Origin of the sequence: Lysobacter sp. Root76 (genome assembly GCF_001428685.1) — a bacterium.
In the GTDB taxonomy this organism is placed as follows: domain Bacteria; phylum Pseudomonadota; class Gammaproteobacteria; order Xanthomonadales; family Xanthomonadaceae; genus Lysobacter.
Window position 1 is genome coordinate 110,409 of sequence record NZ_LMIK01000005.1, and the last position, 19,564, is coordinate 129,972.

Here is a 19,564-nt window from a genome sequence, read left to right on the forward strand (position 1 = left end):
GCGTGGATCAGACGTCGAGGTTGGCGACCTTGAGCGCGTTGTCCTCGATGAAGTTGCGGCGCGGTTCGACCACGTCGCCCATCAGGGTGCTGAAGATCTGGTCGGCGGCGACCGCGTCTTCGATCCGCACCTGCAGCAGGCGGCGCGTCTCCGGATTGACCGTGGTGTCCCACAGCTGCTCGGGATTCATTTCGCCCAGGCCCTTGAAGCGCTGGATCGCGCGGCCCTTCTTGGCCTCTTCGAGCAGCCACGCCTGCGCTTCGACGAAGCTCTGCACCGGCTGGGCGCGGTTGCCGCGCAGGATCTGCGCGCCCTCGCGAATCAGCCCGTGCAACTGCTGCGCGGCTTCGCGCAGCGCACGCAGCTCGCCGCCGGCGAACGCCGACAGCGGCAGCACCTGGGTCAGTTCCTGGCCCATGTGGCTGCGCGTGACCAGCAACGCGGCCTGACGGCTCTCGTTGGCGTTGTGCAGCTGCAGCGAGTAGCGCGGCTTGCCCAGGCCGGTGCGGTTGAGGCGCTTTTCGAGCGCGTCGAGTTCGTGGCGCTCGTCGACGTTGGCGAGCAGGTGCTCGCTGTCGAGCGGGGTGAAGTCGAGCAGCGCTTCGAGCACGGCCGGGTCGTAGCGGTGCGCGTTGCGCGCGATCGCTTCGCGCGCGCCGGCGTAGGCCAGCAGCAGCCTCTCCAGCGCGGCGCCTTCGATCGGCGGCTCGCCGGCGGCCGGGATCAGCGCGGCGCCTTCGACGGCGTTGTTGGCCAGGTAGGCGTCCAGCGCCGCGTCGTCCTTGAGGTAGAGCTCGTTCTTGCCCTGCTTGATCTTGTACAGCGGCGGCAGGCCGATGTAGACATGGCCGCGCTCGATCAACTCCGGCATCTGCCGGTAGAAGAAGGTCAGCAGCAGGGTGCGGATGTGCGAGCCGTCGACGTCGGCGTCGGTCATCAGGATGATGCGGTGGTAGCGCAGCTTGTCCGGGTTGTACTCGTCCTTGCCGATGCCGGTGCCGAGCGCGGTGATCAGGGTGCCGACTTCGGCGCTGCCGAGCATGCGGTCGAAGCGCGCGCGCTCGACGTTGAGGATCTTGCCCTTGAGCGGCAGGATCGCCTGGGTCTTGCGGTTACGGCCTTGCTTGGCCGAACCGCCTGCGGAGTCGCCCTCGACGATGAACAGTTCGCTCAGCGCCGGGTCTTTTTCCTGGCAGTCGGCGAGCTTGCCGGGCAGGCCGGCGATGTCGAGCGCGCCCTTGCGGCGGGTCAAGTCGCGCGCCTTGCGCGCGGCCTCGCGCGCACGCGCGGCGTCGATGATCTTGCCGGTGATCGCGCGGGCTTCGTTCGGGTGCTCCTGCAGGAACTCCTCCAGGCGCGCGCCGAACGTGCTTTCCACGACCGGGCGCACTTCGGAGCTGACCAGCTTTTCCTTGGTCTGCGAGGAGAAGCTCGGGTCCGGCACCTTGACCGACAGCACCGCGATCATGCCTTCGCGCATGTCGTCGCCGGACAGCGCGATCTTGGCCTGCTTGGCGATGCCGCTGTTTTCGATGTAGTTGGTGAGCGTGCGGGTCAGCGCGGCGCGGAAGCCGATCAGGTGGGTGCCGCCGTCCTTCTGCGGAATGTTGTTGGTGAAGCAGAACATCGTTTCCTGGTAGGAATCGGTCCACTGCAGCGCCACGTCCACGGTGATGCCGTTCTGCTCGCCCGACACCGAAATCACGTTCGGGTGCAGCGGGGTCTTGAGCTGGGCCAGATGCTCGACGAAGGAGCGGATGCCGCCTTCGTACTGGAATACGTCGCGACGGCCTTCGCCGCGCTCGTCGACCAGGGTGATCTTGACGCCGGAATTCAGGAACGACAGTTCGCGCAGGCGCTTGGCCAGGATGTCGTAATGGAACTCGACGTCGGTGAAGATTTCCGCCGCCGGCTTGAAGCGCAGCAGGGTGCCGCGCTTGTCGGAGGCTTCCAGCTGCTTGAGCGGATACACCGGCTCGCCCAGCGCGTATTCCTGCTGGTGGTGGTGGCCGTCGCGCCAGATGTCCAGCCACAGCTGTTCGGACAGCGCGTTGACCACCGAGACGCCGACGCCGTGCAGACCACCGGAGACTTTGTAGCTGTTGTCGTCGAACTTGCCGCCGGCGTGCAGCACGGTGAGGATGACCTCGGCCGCGGAAACGCCTTCTTCCTTGTGGATGTCGACCGGAATGCCGCGGCCGTTGTCGTAGCACGACACCGAGCCGTCTTCGTGCAGGGTCACGATCACATCGTCGGCGTGCCCGGCGAGGGCCTCGTCGATCGCGTTGTCGACGACTTCGAACACCATGTGATGCAGACCGGTGCCGTCGTGGACGTCGCCGATGTACATGCCCGGCCGTTTGCGTACGGCCTCGAGCCCGCGCAAGACAGTGATCTTGCTGGAGTCGTAGGTCTGGTTCGGGGTCTGGCCGGGGGTCTGATCGTTGTTTTCGGACATGCTCTGTGGGATTGCGCGGTCCGCCTGCGAGGCCGGGAGCGCGACACATTAGCTGTAGGGGACTGAGGCCGAGTATACCGCGCCGCGGGGCCCCAGGTCCGGTGCCCCCGCCGCCCCGGTGAGATGCGAGCAGGAGAGGCGCTGCGCGGTGGTTCCGGCGCGATCCGGGCTGCGCCGGCCGGATTGGGCCGGGCGTGCCGCAGCGCGCGAGGGGAGGCTTCCTGTGGGGTCGCCGAGGTCGGGGGGAAGTGTCGGGCGGCAGGTGGGGTGAGTCTTGCGGGCTGGGAGGGTTCGCTGGTGTGGCCTTTGGCCCGTTCAAGGCTGAACGCTGGATTCAGGCCAACCGGCTTGGACTGGGCCATGCTGACGCGAGGGTCACTTCACGCCGCGGTGTTAGAGCCGGGCGCCGAGGGAGCGGTTGGTCAGCTCCTTAGTCGAGTCGGCCCATCGGATGGCCGTTCTCGCGCAAGCCCTCCGGCCAGGCCAGCGATTGCCGTCGCACCGGCGGTCCTTACTGTAGCCCTGGTGGCGCAGTCCATTCGCCCTGGTCGAAGTGATAGCGATGTTGCGCTACTGGTCGTTGGTTCGGGTTCGGGTTCGGAGCGCTGCTCAGGAAGAGCCTGTCGCTGGGCGAATCGATGAAATCTAGCGGCAACTGGACGCAGCCGATGCCCCGGCCTTTGAACTCCCGGTTGTTTCGGTGGTGCAGGGACGCGGCCGACGGTGATGTTGAGGAAGCGGTTGTTCTCGGTCAGGTCCGCGTATGAGGGCCGCCGAGCTAGAACGGATCGCGGCGATCGCCCCTCGAGCAATTGCGAAGACGAGTCCCCCACGGCGACATCCGGCTGCCGCAGCTCGTCGGATCGCCAGTCTCGACCTGGTTCTGCGGCTGCGCTGCCTGCGCGACTTGGGGGGCGCCGGCGGTGCGGGCCGCTTCTGCCCGCGACCTTAAGTCGGTCGGATGCCGAATGACAGGCATGACGAGCCGGGTGCTGGCTCCCAGGAGTCGAGGCTGACAGCTATCGCGGCGATCCGGGCCCAACCTGCTGGGCGGATGGCTGGCGGCGGCTTGGTAGCCCGGAGTCGGGCGGTGCTCCCACGGCGCGGCGCCATCAGCCGCGGACGAGCCCGGCCAGAAAGCCCAATGCCGGGTAGCGTTCCACGTGGAACACCGCAGGCCTGCGCTAGAGGCCCATGTTCCACGTGGAACACAGTTCAATCGGGTCGAAGCTCACCCTGTTCCACGTGGAACGTCATCACGGCCGCCCCGATTTCAGCCAGCGCGCTCGGCGCCTCGGTTCCGGTGATGAACACCTGGGCGCCGCTGGCGATCAGGCGCTCCAGCACCCGGCGCTGGTGGTGCCGATCCAGTTCCGAGGCCAAATCGTCCAGGGCGATCACCGGCCACTCGCCTCGGGCCTGGGCATGGTGCTCGGCCTGGGCCAGCAGGGCGGCGAGGGCGGTGAGCTTGGCCTGGCCACGCGACAGGGCCTCGCGGCCCGGCAGACCGCCGAACTGGATGCGCCAGTCGGCCCGGTGCGGCCCGACCGAGGTATAGCCGGCGATCTGGTCGCGCTCGCGGGCCAGCAGCAGGGCGTCGGCCAGGGGCAGCTCGTCGCGACGCCAACCGGGCAGGTAATCCAGACGGGTATCGCCCAGGGCTGGGGCCAGATCCGCCGCCAGGGCCGCGAACCGGGGCTGCAGGTCCTCAAGGTAATGCTGACGGCGCCGGCTCAGCGGTTCGCCGGCATCGGCCAGTTCCCGGTCCCAGGCGTCGAGCTGGCCGTCGCGGGCGCGGGCCTTGAGCAGGGCGTTGCGCTGCTTCAGGGCTCGTGTGTAGCGCCGCCACAGGGAAATGAAGTCATGTTCCACGTGGAACAGTCCCCAATCCAGGTAACGGCGCCGGGCCTCGGCGCCGCCGGTGATCAGGGCGTGGCTGCCGGGTTCGAAGCTGACCACGGCCAAGGCCGCACACAACTCGCCGAGCTGGGCCACCGGGCTACCGTCCAGGCGGCCGATCCAGTCCTGTCCGGTGTGGCGCAGCCCGGCCTTGCGCAAGCGGGTCGTCCCGGCCTCGCCCTCGGCGATGCGCGTAGCGGCCGGCCCGACGCCTTCCTGCCACTCGACGAACACTTCCAGGGCCGGGTCGCCGGCCCGAACCAGCCCGTCGCGGACCCGGCCACGGAAGCTGCGGCCGTAGGCCATCAGGTGCAGGGCTTCCAGCAGGCTGGTCTTGCCGGCGCCGTTGTCGCCGGTGATCAGGTTGATCCCGGGGGCAGGCGCCAGCCTGACATCGGCAAAGCGGCGCAAACCGCGGGCTTCGAGGCGGGTTACGCGCATTACGAGGCTCGACAGGGCGGCAAGCCGGGCAGGGCGCCCGGACGGTAGAAACGAGCACGCCCGGGCGGGCCGGGCGTGTCGTGAACTTGCGGGATGTGTTCCACGTGGAACCTGTCGCTCGCGGTCGTCGCCGACCGCGGCCGGATCACAGGCGCAGCGGCATGACCACGTGGCGGCACTTCTCGTTCGCCGCCTCGCGCACCAGCGCCGAGGAGTTTGCGTCGCGCAGGGCGATCACGACGTGCTCGTCGCGCAGCGCGGTCAGTGCGTCGAGCAGGTAGTTGACGTTGAAACCCACCGCCAGGTCGTCGACCTTGGTGTCGGCCTCGACTTCTTCCTGCGCTTCTTCCTGTTCCGGGTTGTGGGCGCTGATCTTGAGCTGGCCGGGCGAGACCTCGATGCGCACGCCGCGGTACTTCTCGTTGGACAGGATCGCCGCACGCTGCAAAGCCGCGCGCAGGATCTCGCGCTCGATCCGCACTTCGCGGTCGGCGCCGATCGGGATCACCGCTTCGTAATCCGGGAAACGGCCGTCGATCAGCTTGCTGGTGAAGGTCACATCGTCGCGCTTGACCCGGATGTGGCCGCGGCCCATCTCGATCTCGATCTCGCGGTCGCCGCCTTCCAGCAGGCGCTGCAGCTCCTGCACGCCCTTGCGCGGCACGATGATCTGGCGCTTGGTCTGGCCGCCGCCTTCGTAGGCGGTTTCGCACAGCGCCAGGCGGTGACCGTCGGTCGCCACGCAACGCAGGCTGTTCTCGCGCAGATCGAACAACAGGCCGTTGAGGTAGTAACGCACGTCCTGCTGGGCCATCGCGAACGCGGTGCGTTCGATCAGTTCCTTCAGCGCCGCTTCCGGCACGCGTACGCGCTCGGTGGCTTCGACCTCGTCGATCGACGGGAAGTCGTTGGCCGGCAGGCTGGCCAGAGTGAAGCGCGAACGCCCGGCCTGGACGGTGATCTTCTCGGCCGTCTGGGTGACCGTCACCTTGCTGCCGTCGGGCAATGCGCGAACGATCTCGAACAGCTTGCGCGCCGGGATCGTGGTTTCGCCGTCCTTGGCATCGTCGACGACGATGCGCGAGACCATCTCGACTTCCAGATCGGTACCGGTCAGCGAAAGCTGTCCGTCCTTGACCTGGGCCAGCAGATTAGCGAGGACCGGCAGGGTCTGCCGGCGTTCGACTACGTTGACGACTTGCGCCAACGGCTTGAGAAACACTTCTCGTTGCAGGCTGAAACGCATGCGGACCCCTTAGCCCCTAGTCGGTTCGGGCGGCAACGCCCAATACAAAAGAGTGGAATAAATCAAAAGCATGGTGGTGATGGTGTCGCCGAAAACCCGGGAAAACTGCATTAACTTGTTGTTTTTACTGGTTTTTCCGTGAGGTCAAAGTTCGGTAGAACCGGACCCTGAGCTGCTGCACAAGCTGTGGATAAATTTCGGGGCAAGGCGCCGGCCTCGATCTATCCACAGCTTGTACGCGTCTCGTGCACCGCTTTATTCGAAGAGTACCTGCAACCGGCGCCGTCCGTCGCCTGCGGGCTCATTCGCTGAGCTTGCGAATCAGCTTGTCCCAGTCTTCCCGCAGCTTGCCGTCGGTCTCCATCAGGGTGCGGATCTGCCGGCAGGCATGCAGCACGGTGGTGTGGTCGCGGCCGGCGAAGGCGTCGCCGATCTCGGGCAGGCTGTGCTCGGTCAGTTCCTTGGTCAGCGCCATCGCGACCTGGCGCGGGCGCGCCAGCGAGCGGGTGCGGCGCTTGGACAGCAGGTCCTTCATCTGCAGGCCGTAGTAATCGGCCACGGTCTTCTGGATGTTGGGAATGCCGATCGCCTGCTGCTGCGCGCGCAGCAGGTCGCGCAGGGTTTCCTGGGCGAACTCGGCGGTGATCGCGCGGCCGGTGAAGTTGGCGCGCGCGGTCAGGGTGTTGAGCGCGCCTTCCAGATCGCGCACGTTGCTGCGCATCTTCTTGGCGAGCAGGAACGCGACCTCTTCCGGGATCGCCGCGCCACGTTCCTTGGCCTTGGAGATCACGATCTGGGCGCGGGTCTCGAAGTCCGGCGGTTCGATCGCCACCGACAGGCCCCAGGCCAGGCGCGACTTCAGGCGCGGCTCCAAGCCCTCGACTTCGCGCGGGTAACGGTCGCAGGTCAGGATGATCTGTTGCTTGCCGTCGAACAGGGCGTTGAAGGTGTGGAAGAACTCTTCCTGGGTGCGGTCCTTGCCGGCGAAGAACTGGATGTCGTCGATCAGCAACGCGTCCACGCGCTGGAACTGACGCTTGAACTGATCCATGGTCTTGTCCTGCAGCGACTTCATCATCGCGCTGAAGAACTGTTCCGAACGCAGGTACATCACCCGCATCGCCGGGTTGGCTTCGCGCATGGCGTTGCCGGCCGCGAACATCAGATGGGTCTTGCCCAGGCCGGTGCCCCCGTACAGCAGCAGCGGGTTGTGCGCGCGTTCGCCGGGCTTCTGCGCGGCCTGCAGCGCCGCGGCGCGGCCGAGCTGGTTGCTGCGGCCTTCGACGAAGTTGTCGAAGGTGTAATGGGTGTCGAGGTTGCCCTGGAACGGCTCCACCGGCGCGGCGACCGGGGTCGGGCGGTAGGCGGCGGTCTCGGACTCGCGCGGCGGCGCCACGCGCGGCAGCGAGCCGATCTCCAGGCTGACCTCGGCGCTGCCGGCGAAATAGTTCAGCAGCTCGCGGATGCGCGCCAGGTAACGTTCGCGTACGTGCTCGACGACGAAGGCATTGGGCGCGTACAGCACCGTGACGTCGTCGCGTTGGGCCGCTTGCAGCGGTTTGAGCCAGGTGTGCACGTCCTCGACCGGGTATTCGGCTTCGAGTCGTTCGAGGCAGCGGGGCCAAGCTTCCATCGGTCGGCAGGTCTTCTGTATTGCAGGGCACGCCGGGCCTGGCGGCACGGCGGTCGAAACGCCGCCGGCCGCGCGATACGGCTCGCGGCAAACGGGGCAGGGGGGTCAGCCAGACTATCATCGCCGCCGGGTCCGGAACAGGACTTGTCCACAAGGCTGAACACAGGCTAGTCCACAGGCGCCGGCACGCCGCGAGCCAGCACTGACGCGGTTGCGGGCGGTTTTTCGCACGATAGCGGCGCTTGCGAAGGCGCCGCGACGATGGCGGCCGGAAGCATTCGCCGCCGCCGCCGCAACAGGCGCCGATGCCGGACCGCCGCAGGCCGCCATTCACCTTAACTTGACCGTCCCGCCCGCGGCCGCTAAGATCGCCGGTCTTTTCCGCCGTACACGTAGAGCCGGACCATGGCCACCAAGCGCACTTATCAGCCCAGCAACCTCAAGCGCAAGCGCGACCACGGTTTCCGTGCCCGCATGGCGACCGCCGACGGCCGCAAGATCCTGGCCCGTCGTCGTGCCAAGGGCCGCAAGCGTCTGTGCGCCTAAACGGCGTCCCGGCTGCCTGCCGCTGACGCGGCGCGAGGCAGCCGTCCGGCATACGCCGGTACCGACCCGATGATCTCCAACCGCTTCCCGCGCACCGCGCGGGTACGCGCGCGTTCGGATTTCGACCGCATCTTCAAGCACGGCCGGCGTGTGGCGCTGCCCGTGCTTGCTTTGCATTGGCAGGCCGTCGACATCGAGGCGCGACTGGGCCTGGCGGTGTCGCGCAAGGTCGATCCCCATGCGGTCGGACGCAATCGCATCAAGCGCGTCCTGCGCGATACCTTCCGCAAGCTGCGTGCCGATCTGGCGCGCGGCGATTACGTCGTGGTCGCCCGTCCCGGCGCCTCGCGTTGCACGCGTGAGGAACTCGACCAAGCCTTCCTCGGTCTGCTCAGGCGCGCCGGCGCGTTGCCCGCACCTGCGGTGCCCGGCACAATGCCGGCCGATCCCATTCCCTCCCCACTGCCGGACCCCGGTCCCGGCTGAGCCCGCCTGCTGCCCATGAACCAGACCCGTGTATTCCTGATCTTCGCCTGGCTGATGGTGGCGACCCTGCTGTGGATGGAATGGGGCAAGGAGAAATCCGCGCCGCCGGCACCGGCCGTCACCGCCGCTGCCGCCGCCGCCGCGACCAGCACCGTGCCCAGCGCGACCGCGGCTAGCGCCGCCGGCATCGTGCCCAGCGCTCCGGTTGCCGCCGGCGCCACGCCCACAACTGCGGTCGCGGCGCCGAGCGCGGCGCAGACGGTCACCGTCACCACCGACGTGCTCAAGGTCGTATTCGACGGCGGCACCCTGCACCGCGCCGACCTGCTCAAGTATCCGAGCGAAGCGGCCGAGGACAGCGCGCCGGTGCGGCTGCTGGCCGAGGACGCGACCAACTACTTCGTCGCCCAGAGCGGCTGGGTCAGCCAGGGCGGCGCCACCCCGACCCACGAATCCGGTTTCGTGCCGGAGAGCCCGCAGCGCGACTACGTGCTGGCCAAGGGCGCCAAGGAAATCGCCGTGCCCTTCGTGTGGACCGGCGCCAACGGCGTGACCATCCGCCGCACCTACATCTTCCAGCACAGCGGTTACGCCATCACCGTGCGCGACGAAGTGATCAACGCCGGCACCGCGCCGTGGCAGGGTTCGGTCTACCGCCAGCTCGCCCGCGTGCCGCGCGCGCTGGTCCGCAGCGGCCCGATGAACGCCGAGCAGTACAGCTTCCAGGGTGCGGCCTGGTACAGCACCGAAGACAAGTACGAGAAGCGCAAGTTCGACAAGTTCGTCGACGACGGCGCGCTCGACAAGAAGGTCACCGGCGGCTGGGTGGCGATGCTGCAGCACCACTTCTTCGCCGCCTGGATCCCGGGCCCGAACGACCAGAGCGTGTTCTCGCTGGCGACCGCCAACACCAACACCGGCGTTCCCCAGTACCTGATCCGCGAACTCGGCCCCAGCGTCAACGTCGCCGCCGGCGCGAAGGCGCAGACCCAGGCGCGGTTGTGGATCGGCCCCAAGCTGGTCGACGCGCTCAAGGCCCAGCAGGTGCCGGACCTGGAGCGCGCGGTCGACTGGAGCAGCTACAGCATCATGGCCACGATGGCCAACGCAATCTTCTGGCTGCTGTCGAAGCTGCACGACCTGTTCGGCAACTGGGGCTGGTCGATCATCGGCCTGGTGGTGCTGATCAAGCTGGCGATGTACCCGCTGTCGGCCGCGCAGTACCGCTCGATGGCGAAGATGCGCAAGTTCCAGCCGCGCATCGAGCAGCTCAAGGAGCGCTACGGCGACGACAAGCAGAAGTTCCAGATGGCGATGATGGAGCTGTACAAGAAGGAGAAGATCAACCCGGTCGGCGGCTGCCTGCCGATCGTCGTGCAGATGCCGGTGTTCCTGGCCCTGTACTGGGTGCTGCTGGAGTCGGTGGAACTGCGCCACGCTCCGTGGATGCTGTGGATCCACGACCTGACCGCGCGCGATCCCTTCTTCGTGCTGCCGCTGATCAACATCGCCGTGATGTGGGCGACGCAGAAGCTGACGCCGACCCCGGGCATGGACCCGATGCAGAAGAAGATGATGCAGCTGATGCCGCTGGTGTTCGGCGTGATGTTCGCGTTCTTCCCGGCCGGCCTGGTGCTGTACTGGATCACCAACAGCGGCCTGGGTCTGCTGCAGCAGTGGTGGATGACCAAGCGTTATGCCGAGAAGCCGGCCAAGGCTTGAGTTGCGTAGTCTTTCGCCCGACCACGAAGCCCGCCGATCGGCGGGCTTCGTGTTTTCGGGCTCCGCACTGGCTTCGGGGTAGGAGCCTTGGGGTAGGAGCGGCGTGAGCCGCGACCGCGACCTTCGGCTGCTGCGCGAGTTTCGATGCTGATCGGCTTCGCTTTCTGCTTTCTGTGGGAGCGGCGTAAGCCGCGATCGCGAATTCCGGCTGCTTTGCTGGTTTCGTTCTTAAGCAACAGCTTCCGCCTGCTGCGCATGCGGGTCACTTTCTCTTGCCACCCGCCTTGGGGTAGGAGCGGCGTGAGCCGCGATCGCGACCTTCGGCTACCGCGCTGGCTTCGATTCGGATTGGCTTCGCTTTCTGCTTTCTGTGGGAGCGGCGTGAGCCGCGATCGCGAATTCCGGCTGCTTTGCTGGTTTCGTTCTTAAGCAACAGCTTCCGCCTGCTGCGCATGCGGGTCACTTTCNTTCTGTGGGAGCGGCGTGAGCCGCGATCGCGAATTCCGGCTGCTTTGCTGGTTTCGTTCTTAAGCAACAGCTTCCGCCTGCTGCGCATGCGGGTCACTTTCTCTTGCCACTCGCCTTGGGGTAGGAGCGGCGTGAGCCGCGACCGCGACCTTCGGCTACCGCGCTGGCTTCGATTCGGATTGGCTTCGCTTTCTGTTTCTGTGGGAGCGGCGTGAGCCGCGATCGCGAATTCCGGCTGCTTTGCTGGTTTCGTTCTTAAGCAACAGCTTCCGCCTGCTGCGCATGCGGGTCACTTTCCGGCTGCTTTGCTGGTTTCGTTCTTAAGCAACAGCTTCCGCCTGCTGCGCATGCGGGTCACTTTCTCTTGCTAGCCCAAGAGAAAGTAACCAAAGAGAAGGGCTTACCTAGACAACCCTCCCGTGCGAGATCGGAGCTTGCGCCGGGATTTTTCGAAGGAACATCCTGTTCCTCGAAAAACGGCGCGCGTCCTGCGCGCCGCCCTTCGGGTCTGGGGGGGGTTGGGCAAGTGCGGTGCATTGGATTTCAATGCCGCGGCAACAGCAACAGCAACAGCAACAGCAACAGCAACAGCAACAGCAACAGCAACAGCAACAGCAACAGCAACAGCAACAGCAGCGGCCACAGCTACGGCTCGACGAGGCGCCATAGCACCGCCGCAGCGTGCTTCGCTGCCTTCCCAGATGAGAGCAAGCTCGCTGCAGCCAATACGGCCGGAACGCCCGCTTCCATCTCCCGCAACCGCTCCCCCACCCCCAACGCGCTACCCTGATGCACCCCAGACTCACCGCCGAAACCGCATGACCGCCACGCCTCCCAACGACCGCGACACCATCGCCGCGATCGCCACCGCGCCCGGTGCCGGTGGGGTCGGGATCGTGCGTCTGTCGGGTCCGCGGGCGCGGGCGATCGGCGAAAGTCTGGCGGCGCGTCGGCTGCAGCCGCGGCGCGCGCACCACGTGCGCTTCGTCGACGGCGACGGCGCGGTGATCGACGACGGCATCGCCCTGTACTTCGCCGCACCCGCCAGCTACACCGGCGAGGACGTGGTCGAACTGCAGGCGCACGGCAGCCCGGCCGTGCTGCAGGCGCTGGCCGAACGTTGCGGCGCGCTGGGTGCGCGCCGCGCCCGGCCGGGCGAGTTCAGCGAGCGTGCCTTTCTCGAAGGCCGGCTCGACCTGGCCCAGGCCGAGGCCGTCGCCGATCTGATCGCCGCCGCCGACGAACGCGCGGCGCGCGCGGCGCGACGTGCGCTGGACGGCGAGTTTTCGCGCCGCGTCGATGCCCTGGCCGACGACCTGCTCGCGGTGCGCGTGCACGTCGAGGCGGCGATCGATTTCGCCGACGAACCGCTGGACACCCTCGGCGGCGCCGCCTTGCGCCAGCGCTTCGAGGCCCTGTCGGTCGCCCTGGACTCCCTGCTGGCTGCGGCCGAACGCGGCCGCCGTCTGCGCGACGGCCTGCACGCGGTCATCGTCGGGCCGCCCAATGCCGGTAAGAGCTCATTGCTGAACGCCCTGGCCGGCAGCGACCGCGCCATCGTCACCGACATCGCCGGCACCACCCGCGACCTGTTGCACGAGACCATCCGCAGCGACGGCGTCGAACTGACCCTGGTCGACACCGCCGGCCTGCGCGAGGGCGGCGACGCGATCGAGCGCGAGGGCATGCGTCGCGCCCGCGACGAACTCGCGCGCGCCGACCTGGCGATCGTGGTGCTGGACGCGCGCGATCCCGAGTCCGGCCGTCTCGCGGTCGCCGATGCCATCGCCGGGGTGCCGGCGCGGCTGTGGCTGTACAACAAGGCCGACCTGCTCGAGGAAGGCACCGGGGTCGTCGACGCGGACGACCGCATTCAGGTTTCGGCCCGCACCGGCCGCGGCCTGGACGCCCTGCATGCGCGCCTGCGCACGCTGGCCCAGGGCGACGGCGCCGACGCGGCCGAGGGGGCGTTCACCGCCCGCGCCCGCCACGTCGAAGCCCTGCTGCGCGCGCAGGCCGAACTCGCCGACGCCCGGGTCCAGATCGAACGCGAGGTGCTGGACCTGGCCGCCGAGTCGCTGCGCCAGGCCCACGACGCTTTGGGCGAAATCACCGGCCGGGTCCGCGCCGATGACCTGCTCGGGCACATTTTTTCCAGCTTCTGCATCGGCAAGTAGCCGAGCTTCCAAACAGGCTCGGAACCTGGCGCCCCGGGATCGGTCACAATCACCGATTCATGCCTTGCCGGGGCCGGTTTTTGGGCCCCAGGCGCTTGACAAACGCGGCCTGCTAGCGCGTCCTATCCGGTGTGTGCTCGCTACGGCGCACTTCAGGGGAGTTTTGCCAATGACTGTGAACCAAAATGACCGGCGTTCACGCCGGCTGTCCGTCGTATCGCATGTGAGCATCGCGCTGGCCCTGGCCTGCGCGCTGGCCGCCTGCGGCAAGGATCAACCCGCCCAGGAAGGGGCGGCGCCCACCGCGGCGACCACGGCTCCGGCCGTCACGCCGGAAACAGCGGTCTCGGCCAAGGTCTCCGCCTTGACCGCCGACCAGCTCCGCGAAGCGGCCCGCAAGGCCTATGCGGAAAACCGCCTGTACGCACCGGCCGAAGACAACGCGGTCGAGTACTACCTGGCGTTGCGCGACAAGGCGCCGGCCGACGCCGCCGTCTCCAGCGCGCTCACCGACCTGCTGCCGATGACCGTGATCGCGACCGAGCAAAGCGTCAGCCGCGAGGACTTCGCCGAAGCCCAGCGCCTGTCGGCGCTGTTGGAAAAAGCCGACGCCCAGCATCCGGCGCTCGCGCGCCTGAAGGCCAGCATCGGCGCCAAGCAGGCCGAAGTCGCCAAGCGCGCCGAACAGCAGGTGCTGACCGCCGAAGAGCAGGCCAAGAAGCAGGCCGACCTCGAGAAGCAGCGTCTGGCCCAGCAGGAAGCGCAGCAGAAGCAGGCCGCGACCCAGCTCGCCGCCAGCCAGGCCGCCGAGCGTCAGGCCGCGGCGACCCGCGAAGCCACCGCCACTCGCGAAGCCGAGCAACGCGCCGCCGACCAGCGCGCCGCCGAGCAACGCGCCAGCGAACAGCGTGCGGCCGAAGCGCGTCAGACCGCCTCCGCCACGCCGTCCGCAGGCGCCGACCTGCGTGCGGTGTCGACGCCGGCTCCGCGTTATCCGCCGGAAGCGCTGCGTGCCGGTCAGTCGGGCGAAGTGCAGGTCGAGTTCACCGTCGGCACCGACGGCTCGGTCACCGCCGCCCGCGTGGTCCGTTCCAACCCGGCGCGCATCTTCGACCGCGAAGCGGTCAATGCGGTGCGCAAGTGGCGGTTCCAGCCGGTGGGGGCGCCGGTCACGACCCGTCGCACGATCGGGTTCAACCCGGGCGGCTAAGCGATCCAAAGGCGGGAGTGCGGCAACGCACGGGAGACCCGCACGCAGTACCCACAACGCCCGGCTTCGGCCGGGCGTTGTTTTTCGCGTTTGAGGTCTGCGTACCCGGTCTGCGCAGACAGCCTTCCGCCCTGGGGCAGAAGCGGCTTGAGCCGCGACCGCGACCTCTGGTTACTGCGCAGGCTCCGATGTGGATCGACTTCGCTTTCTGTGGGAGCGGCGCGAGCCGCGATCGCGAATTCCGGCTGCTTTGCCGGTTTCGTTCTAAAGCAACAGCTTCCGCTTGCGGCGCATACGGGTCACTTTCTCTTGCCACTCGCCTTGGGGTAGGAGCGGCGTAAGCCGCGACCGCGCCCTTCGGCTACCGCGCTGGCTTCGATTCGGATCGGCTTCGCTTTCTGCTTTCTGTGGGAGCGGCGTGAGCCGCGATTGCGAATTCCGTTTGCTGCGTTGCTTTCGTTCTTAAGCAACAGCTTCCGCCCGCTGCGCGTGCGGGTCACTTTCTCTTGCTAGCCCAAGAGAAAGTAACCAAAGAGAAGGGCTTGCCTTGACAACCCGCTGCGCGTGCGGGTCACTTTCTCTTGCTAGCCCAAGAGAAAGTAACCAAAGAGAAGGGCTTGCCTTGACAACCCTCCCTTGCGAGATCGGAGCTGGCGCGGGGATTTTTCGAAGGAACATCCTGTTCCTCGAAAAACGGCGCGCGTCCTGCGCGCCGCCCTTCGGGTCTGAGTAGGGTTGGGCGAGTGCGGGGCATTGGATTTCAATGCCGAGGCAACAGCAACAGCAACAGCAACAGCAACAGCAACGACAACAGCAACGACAACAGCAACAACAACGGTGGTTCGTAGGATGCGGTGAGCCGCAGGCGAACCGCATCGCCGCGAAGTACCGTATGCCGTGCGGCAGCTCCCTCTAGGCCTCCAAAAAAAAGCCCGGCACTAGGCCGGGCTTCCTGCAACACGTGCTCACACGCTTGGCTGCGAACCTCAGCCCGAAATCGCCAGGCGCTCGTTGTGGTAACGATGCACTGCGGCGAACCACAGCAGTGCGGCCAGCGCGAAGCCCGCGGCCAGATAGACCATCCACACCTGCGGGGCGATGAACTCGCCGCGGATCACCTTCAGCAGCAGCTGGTTCTGGGCCAGGAACGGCACCGCGAACTGCCACAGCTGGGTCTTGAGCGGATTCACCATCAGGATGATCGTCGGCACCATCGGCATCAGCATCAGCCAGGTCATGTGGCTCTGCGCTTCCTTGATGCTCTTGGCGCCGGCGGCCAGGTAGGTCAGCAGCGCGGTGCCGATGAACAGCATCGGCAGCAGGATCAGCAGCATCTTGCCGATCGCCATGAAGCTCACATCGAGCATGCGCGTACTGCCGGTGCCCATCTGCGCGCTGAGCTTGAACGCGAGCAAGGTCAGCAGCAGCGAAGTGAAGCCCAGGATGCAGGCGGCCGCGATCTTGCCGCTGACGATGGCGCCGCGCGAAGCAGGCGTGGCCAGCAGCGGTTCCAGCGACTGGCGTTCGCGTTCGCCGGCGGTGGCGTCCAGGATCAAGGCCGCGCCGCCGATGAAGGACGAGAAGATCAACAGATAGGGCAGCATGAACGACAGCATCAGGCCGCGCTTGGCTTCCGGCGTGGCGAGATCGCGGGTGCCGACGTTGACCGGACGCGCGATGGTCGGCGACAAGCCGCGTGCGAGCAGTCGCAGCGCGCCGACCTGTTGGCTGTAGCCCTCCAGGGCGTTGCGCAGGCGCGCGCTGGGAATCTCGGCGTCGCGGCGCGTGCTGTCCTGCACGATCTCGACCAGAGCCGGCTGGCCGTCCTTCCACTGTTTGCCGTACTCGCTGCCGATCTGCAGCGCGACGTCCACGTCCTGTCGCGCGATCGCCTGGTCCAGGTCGGCCGGCGGCTTGGTCGCGACGATGCCGCGTGTGGCCAGGTAGGCGATCAGGTTGGGCGCGCGCTCGGCGCCGAGCACCGGCACCTCCAGGGTCTTGTCGAGCTGGGTCTTGGCGCGCTTCTCGGCCAGCGAACCCATGCCCAGCATCAGCACCGGATACAGCAGCGGGCCCAGCAGCAGGGCCAGGGCGAGGGTGCGGCGGTCGCGGCCGATGTCGCGCAATTCCTTGCGCACCACGGCCGAGGTTGCGGAGAACCAGGAAGTCTTCATGCGTGCAGGCCCTCGTCGCTGCCGATGGCGCGCACGAACGCGTCCTCGAGATTGGGTTCGCCGGTCTGCGCGCGCAGTTCGTCGGCGGTGCCGGACGCGACCACCTTGCCCTTGGCCACGATCACGATGCGATCGCACAGCGCGGCCACCTCCTGCATGATGTGGCTGGAGAAGATCACGCAGCGGCCCTCGTCGCGCAGCTGCTTGAGGAAGCCGCGCATCGCGCGCGTGGTCATCACGTCCAGGCCGTTGGTGGGTTCGTCCAGGATCACGTTGCGCGGGTCGTGGACCAGGGCGCGCGCGATCGCGGTCTTGGTGCGCTGGCCCTGCGAGAAGCCTTCGGTCTGGCGGTCGAGGATGTCGTCCATGTCCAGCGCCGCGGCCAGTGTGCGCGTGCGTTCGGCGATCGCCGAACGCGACATGCCGTGCAGCTCGCCGAAGTAGGCGATGTTCTCGCGCGCGGTCAGGCGCTTGTACACGCCGCGCGCGTCGGGCAGCACGCCCAGCGCGCGCCGCACGGTCGCCGGATCGCGGCGCGCGTCGACGCCGTCGACCTGGATGTCGCCGCGGTCGGGCTGCATCAGGGTGTAGAGCATGCGCAGGGTGGTGGTCTTGCCGGCGCCGTTGGGGCCGAGCAGGCCGGTGATCTGGCCGTCGCGCGCCTCGAAGTCGACGCCCTCGACGGCGTGGACCACGCCGGTCTTGGTCTTGAAACTCTTGTGCAGATCGTTAGCGATGATCATCGATGAGAGCCTGGAAAGTGGGAACGCGGTGGATCGCAGCGCGCGGCGCGCTACGGCTCCCACCCGTTGAACGAGACGAACGGCGGCACGTAGCCCAGCGAGTCCAGGCACTTGGCGTCGAGCTGCTTGGCGTCGGCGCTTTCCAGGAACTGGCCCATGAGCTTGGGCATGCAGCCCGAAGCGAAGCTGCCGTGGCCCTGGCCGCGCAGCACCAGGTGGCGACCGTTGGGCAGACCCTTGAGCACCTGCTCGCCGTAACGCGGCGGCGTCACCGGATCGAACTCGCCCGACAGCAACAGCGTCGGCAGCGAAGACTTGAACGGCGCGTGGAAATCGGCCGGACGCTTGCCGGTCGGCCAGACCTTGCACTGCGCGACCAGCACCGTGGACAGATCGCTGCCCATCACGGTCTCGGCGTCGGCCGGATCGTCCTTCAGCAGGTCCGCATCCTCGGCGCAGATCACCGACAGCTGCATGCCGTGCATGATCTGCTCGCTGACCTGGCCCTGGATCATCTGGGTCAGCGACATCAGCGGCGCGTAGCGGCCCTGATCGGCCTCGTTGAGCACCAGCGGCAGCAGCGCGGCGGCCTGCGGCGCGTAGGCGAACATGCGGGTCAGGCCGGCGACCGCGCCGGCGGTGGCCTGGTCGCGCTTGAGTTCGCCGGTGGTCGGATCGCGGTATTCGACCTCGACCGGCTTGTCCTTCAGGCGCGTCATCAACTCGCGCAGCTGCGCGCGCGGATCGTCGCCGAAGCGCTGGCGGCATGCCGGGGTCTTGCGGCACTGCTCGAACTGCAGCGCCAGCGAGACGTCCAGATTGCGCGCGTGCTCGGAACCCAGCACCAGCTCGTTCGGCACCACGCCGTCGATCACCACCGCGCGGGTGTGCTGCGGATGGCGCATCGCGTACTGCTGCGCCACGCGGGTGCCGTAGGAACCGCCGACCACGTCGATCTTGGCCACGCCCAGCGCCGCGCGCACATTGTCCAGGTCGCGTACCGCGTCGGTGGTGGTGTAGTAGCGCGGGTCGGCCTGCAGCTTGGCCGCGCAGTCGCCGGCGAACTTGACCGCATCCTGCACGCCGGCGCTGTCGTCCTCCATTACCGCGCTGTCGCCCTGAGCGTTGCGGCAGATCAGGGGATTCGACTTGCCGGTGCCGCGCTGGTCGACCAACACCACATGGCGGTGCTTGCGCACTTCGCGGAACGCCGCGTCCATCGTCGGCCAGACTTCGGTCGCGGCCTGGCCGGGGCCGCCGGCGAGGAAGAACACCGGATCGGCGGCGACGTCGGATTCGTCGGTGGCCGGCAGCCAGGCGATGTTGAGCTGGACCTGGCGGCCCTTGGGCAACGCCGGGTTTTCAGGCACGGCGTAGCGCGCGCACTGCGCGGCAATGCTGTCGGCGGTGAACGGGCTGGTCAGCGAGCAGGGCCGGAACGCGATCCGGCCGTAGAGGCGCTGGCCCGCTTCGGCCTGGGCCTGCTTCTGCGCGGCCGGACCCTGGCCGCAGCCGGACAGCAGCGTGGCGGCCGCGAGCGCGGCCGTCAGGTAATGGGTGATACGCATGGATCCCTCTCGTCCTAAGGCGATACGCCTTCAGAATGACAGACTGGCGCCAGCGGAAAAATGTGACCGTAGGTATGGCCCGGCGGCCGAACCGATACCGACAGGCCCGACGCGGGCTCCCGCCCGCAGCTGTGGGAGCGGCATAAGCCGCGACTGCGGCCAGGGACGGCCGGCGCATGCCGTGTCATGGGCGTGGTCCGAGCAGGCATGGGCCCGGCAGGCGTGGACCCGGCAGGTGTGACCCGGCACCGGAGCCGAAGCATCGCCGGGCGATACCTCGCGCACCGCAGCGACCATCGCGGCTCACGCCGCTCCCACAGCAAGCGGCGGTTACGGGGCCGGCGCCGAACCCGCCCGCCGCTCCTCGATCTCGTCGCTTTCGCCGCCGGCCCGCGCGGACTTCGCCAGCTCCTGGTAGCGGCTGCGATAGCGGTCCAGCGCGGCCTCGTCCAGTTCTTCCAGATCCAGCAGGGCGTTGTGGGCTTCGCGGGTCGCCCGGATCAGCTCGTCGAGCTTGATCTGCATCGCCTCGGTGTCGCGGTTCTGGGTGTTCTGGATCAGGAACACCATCAGGAAGGTGATGATGGTGGTGCTGGTGTTGATCACCAGCTGCCAGGTGTCGCTGAAGCCGAACAGGGGGCCGGACACCAGCCAGATCAGGATCAGACCGGCGGCCAGGCCGAAACACAGCGGCCGCCCGGTGAACCGGGCCGCCCACTTGGCGATCTTGGTGAATCCACCGTGATTGCGCATGACCGACTCCGCTGGGAGAGGCGGCCATCGTGGCGGGTCG

At 67.7% G+C, this 19,564-nt stretch carries 13 protein-coding genes; 5 read left to right on the forward strand and 8 right to left on the reverse strand.

Annotated elements, in window-relative coordinates; translation table 11 throughout:
- Positions 1-7: 7 nt before the first annotated feature.
- The 4 genes from gyrB to dnaA form a co-directional block, all read right to left on the reverse strand.
- A complete protein-coding gene (gyrB, locus tag ASE10_RS07875) occupies positions 8-2,458 on the reverse strand; it encodes a DNA topoisomerase (ATP-hydrolyzing) subunit B (protein WP_055905605.1) in 2,451 nt (816 codons plus the stop codon).
- A 1,215-nt stretch (positions 2,459-3,673) separates the two neighbouring features.
- The gene (recF, locus tag ASE10_RS07880) at positions 3,674-4,798 is read right to left on the reverse strand and encodes a DNA replication/repair protein RecF (RefSeq protein ID WP_056306223.1); all 1,125 of its coding nucleotides are present in this window, start codon (positions 4,796-4,798) and stop codon (positions 3,674-3,676) included.
- A 145-nt stretch (positions 4,799-4,943) separates the two neighbouring features.
- Positions 4,944-6,044: a DNA polymerase III subunit beta gene (gene dnaN / locus ASE10_RS07885; protein ID WP_055905611.1), complete on the reverse strand. Its 1,101-nt coding sequence runs from the start codon at positions 6,042-6,044 to the stop codon at positions 4,944-4,946.
- 301 nt (positions 6,045-6,345) lie between these two features.
- On the reverse strand, positions 6,346-7,677 hold the full coding sequence (dnaA, locus tag ASE10_RS07890; protein WP_055905614.1) for a chromosomal replication initiator protein DnaA: 1,332 nt from the start codon (positions 7,675-7,677) through the stop codon (positions 6,346-6,348).
- 405 nt (positions 7,678-8,082) lie between these two features.
- Here dnaA and rpmH point away from each other — a divergent pair, with 405 nt between their 5' ends.
- The 5 genes from rpmH (at position 8,083) to ASE10_RS07915 (ending at position 14,286) form a co-directional block, all read left to right on the forward strand.
- The gene (gene rpmH / locus ASE10_RS07895) at positions 8,083-8,223 is read left to right on the forward strand and encodes a 50S ribosomal protein L34 (protein ID WP_031374044.1); all 141 of its coding nucleotides are present in this window, start codon (positions 8,083-8,085) and stop codon (positions 8,221-8,223) included.
- 69 nt (positions 8,224-8,292) lie between these two features.
- Positions 8,293-8,709: a ribonuclease P protein component gene (gene rnpA, locus ASE10_RS07900; protein WP_055905617.1), complete on the forward strand. Its 417-nt coding sequence runs from the start codon at positions 8,293-8,295 to the stop codon at positions 8,707-8,709.
- A gap of 15 nt (positions 8,710-8,724) precedes the next feature.
- A complete protein-coding gene (yidC, locus tag ASE10_RS07905; RefSeq protein ID WP_055905619.1) occupies positions 8,725-10,431 on the forward strand; it encodes a membrane protein insertase YidC in 1,707 nt (568 codons plus the stop codon).
- 1,286 nt (positions 10,432-11,717) lie between these two features.
- Entirely contained in the window at positions 11,718-13,076 is a 1,359-nt protein-coding gene (mnmE, locus tag ASE10_RS07910) for a tRNA uridine-5-carboxymethylaminomethyl(34) synthesis GTPase MnmE (protein ID WP_055905622.1), read from the forward strand.
- Positions 13,077-13,299: 223 nt separating this feature from the next.
- Positions 13,300-14,286: an energy transducer TonB gene (locus ASE10_RS07915; protein WP_235565852.1), complete on the forward strand. Its 987-nt coding sequence runs from the start codon at positions 13,300-13,302 to the stop codon at positions 14,284-14,286.
- 986 nt (positions 14,287-15,272) lie between these two features.
- Here ASE10_RS07915 and ASE10_RS07920 read toward each other — a convergent pair.
- The 4 genes from ASE10_RS07920 to ASE10_RS07935 all read right to left on the reverse strand — a co-directional run bounded on the left by ASE10_RS07920 (position 15,273) and on the right by ASE10_RS07935 (position 19,524).
- Positions 15,273-16,460, reverse strand: coding sequence for an ABC transporter permease (locus ASE10_RS07920; protein WP_055905625.1), 1,188 nt, complete (start codon positions 16,458-16,460; stop codon positions 15,273-15,275).
- Positions 16,457-17,203 carry an ATP-binding cassette domain-containing protein gene (locus ASE10_RS07925; RefSeq protein WP_055905627.1) on the reverse strand — a complete coding sequence of 249 codons (747 nt, stop codon included), beginning with the start codon at positions 17,201-17,203 and terminating at the stop codon, positions 16,457-16,459. The genes ASE10_RS07920 and ASE10_RS07925 overlap by 4 nt, the downstream gene beginning before the upstream one ends.
- Positions 17,204-17,253: 50 nt before the next feature.
- Positions 17,254-18,771 (reverse strand): alpha/beta hydrolase, encoded by a 1,518-nt coding sequence (locus tag ASE10_RS07930; protein WP_055905630.1) that lies wholly within the window; start codon positions 18,769-18,771, stop codon positions 17,254-17,256.
- A gap of 330 nt (positions 18,772-19,101) precedes the next feature.
- Positions 19,102-19,524 carry a low affinity iron permease family protein gene (locus tag ASE10_RS07935; protein ID WP_055905633.1) on the reverse strand — a complete coding sequence of 141 codons (423 nt, stop codon included), beginning with the start codon at positions 19,522-19,524 and terminating at the stop codon, positions 19,102-19,104.
- Positions 19,525-19,564: the final 40 nt, after the last annotated feature.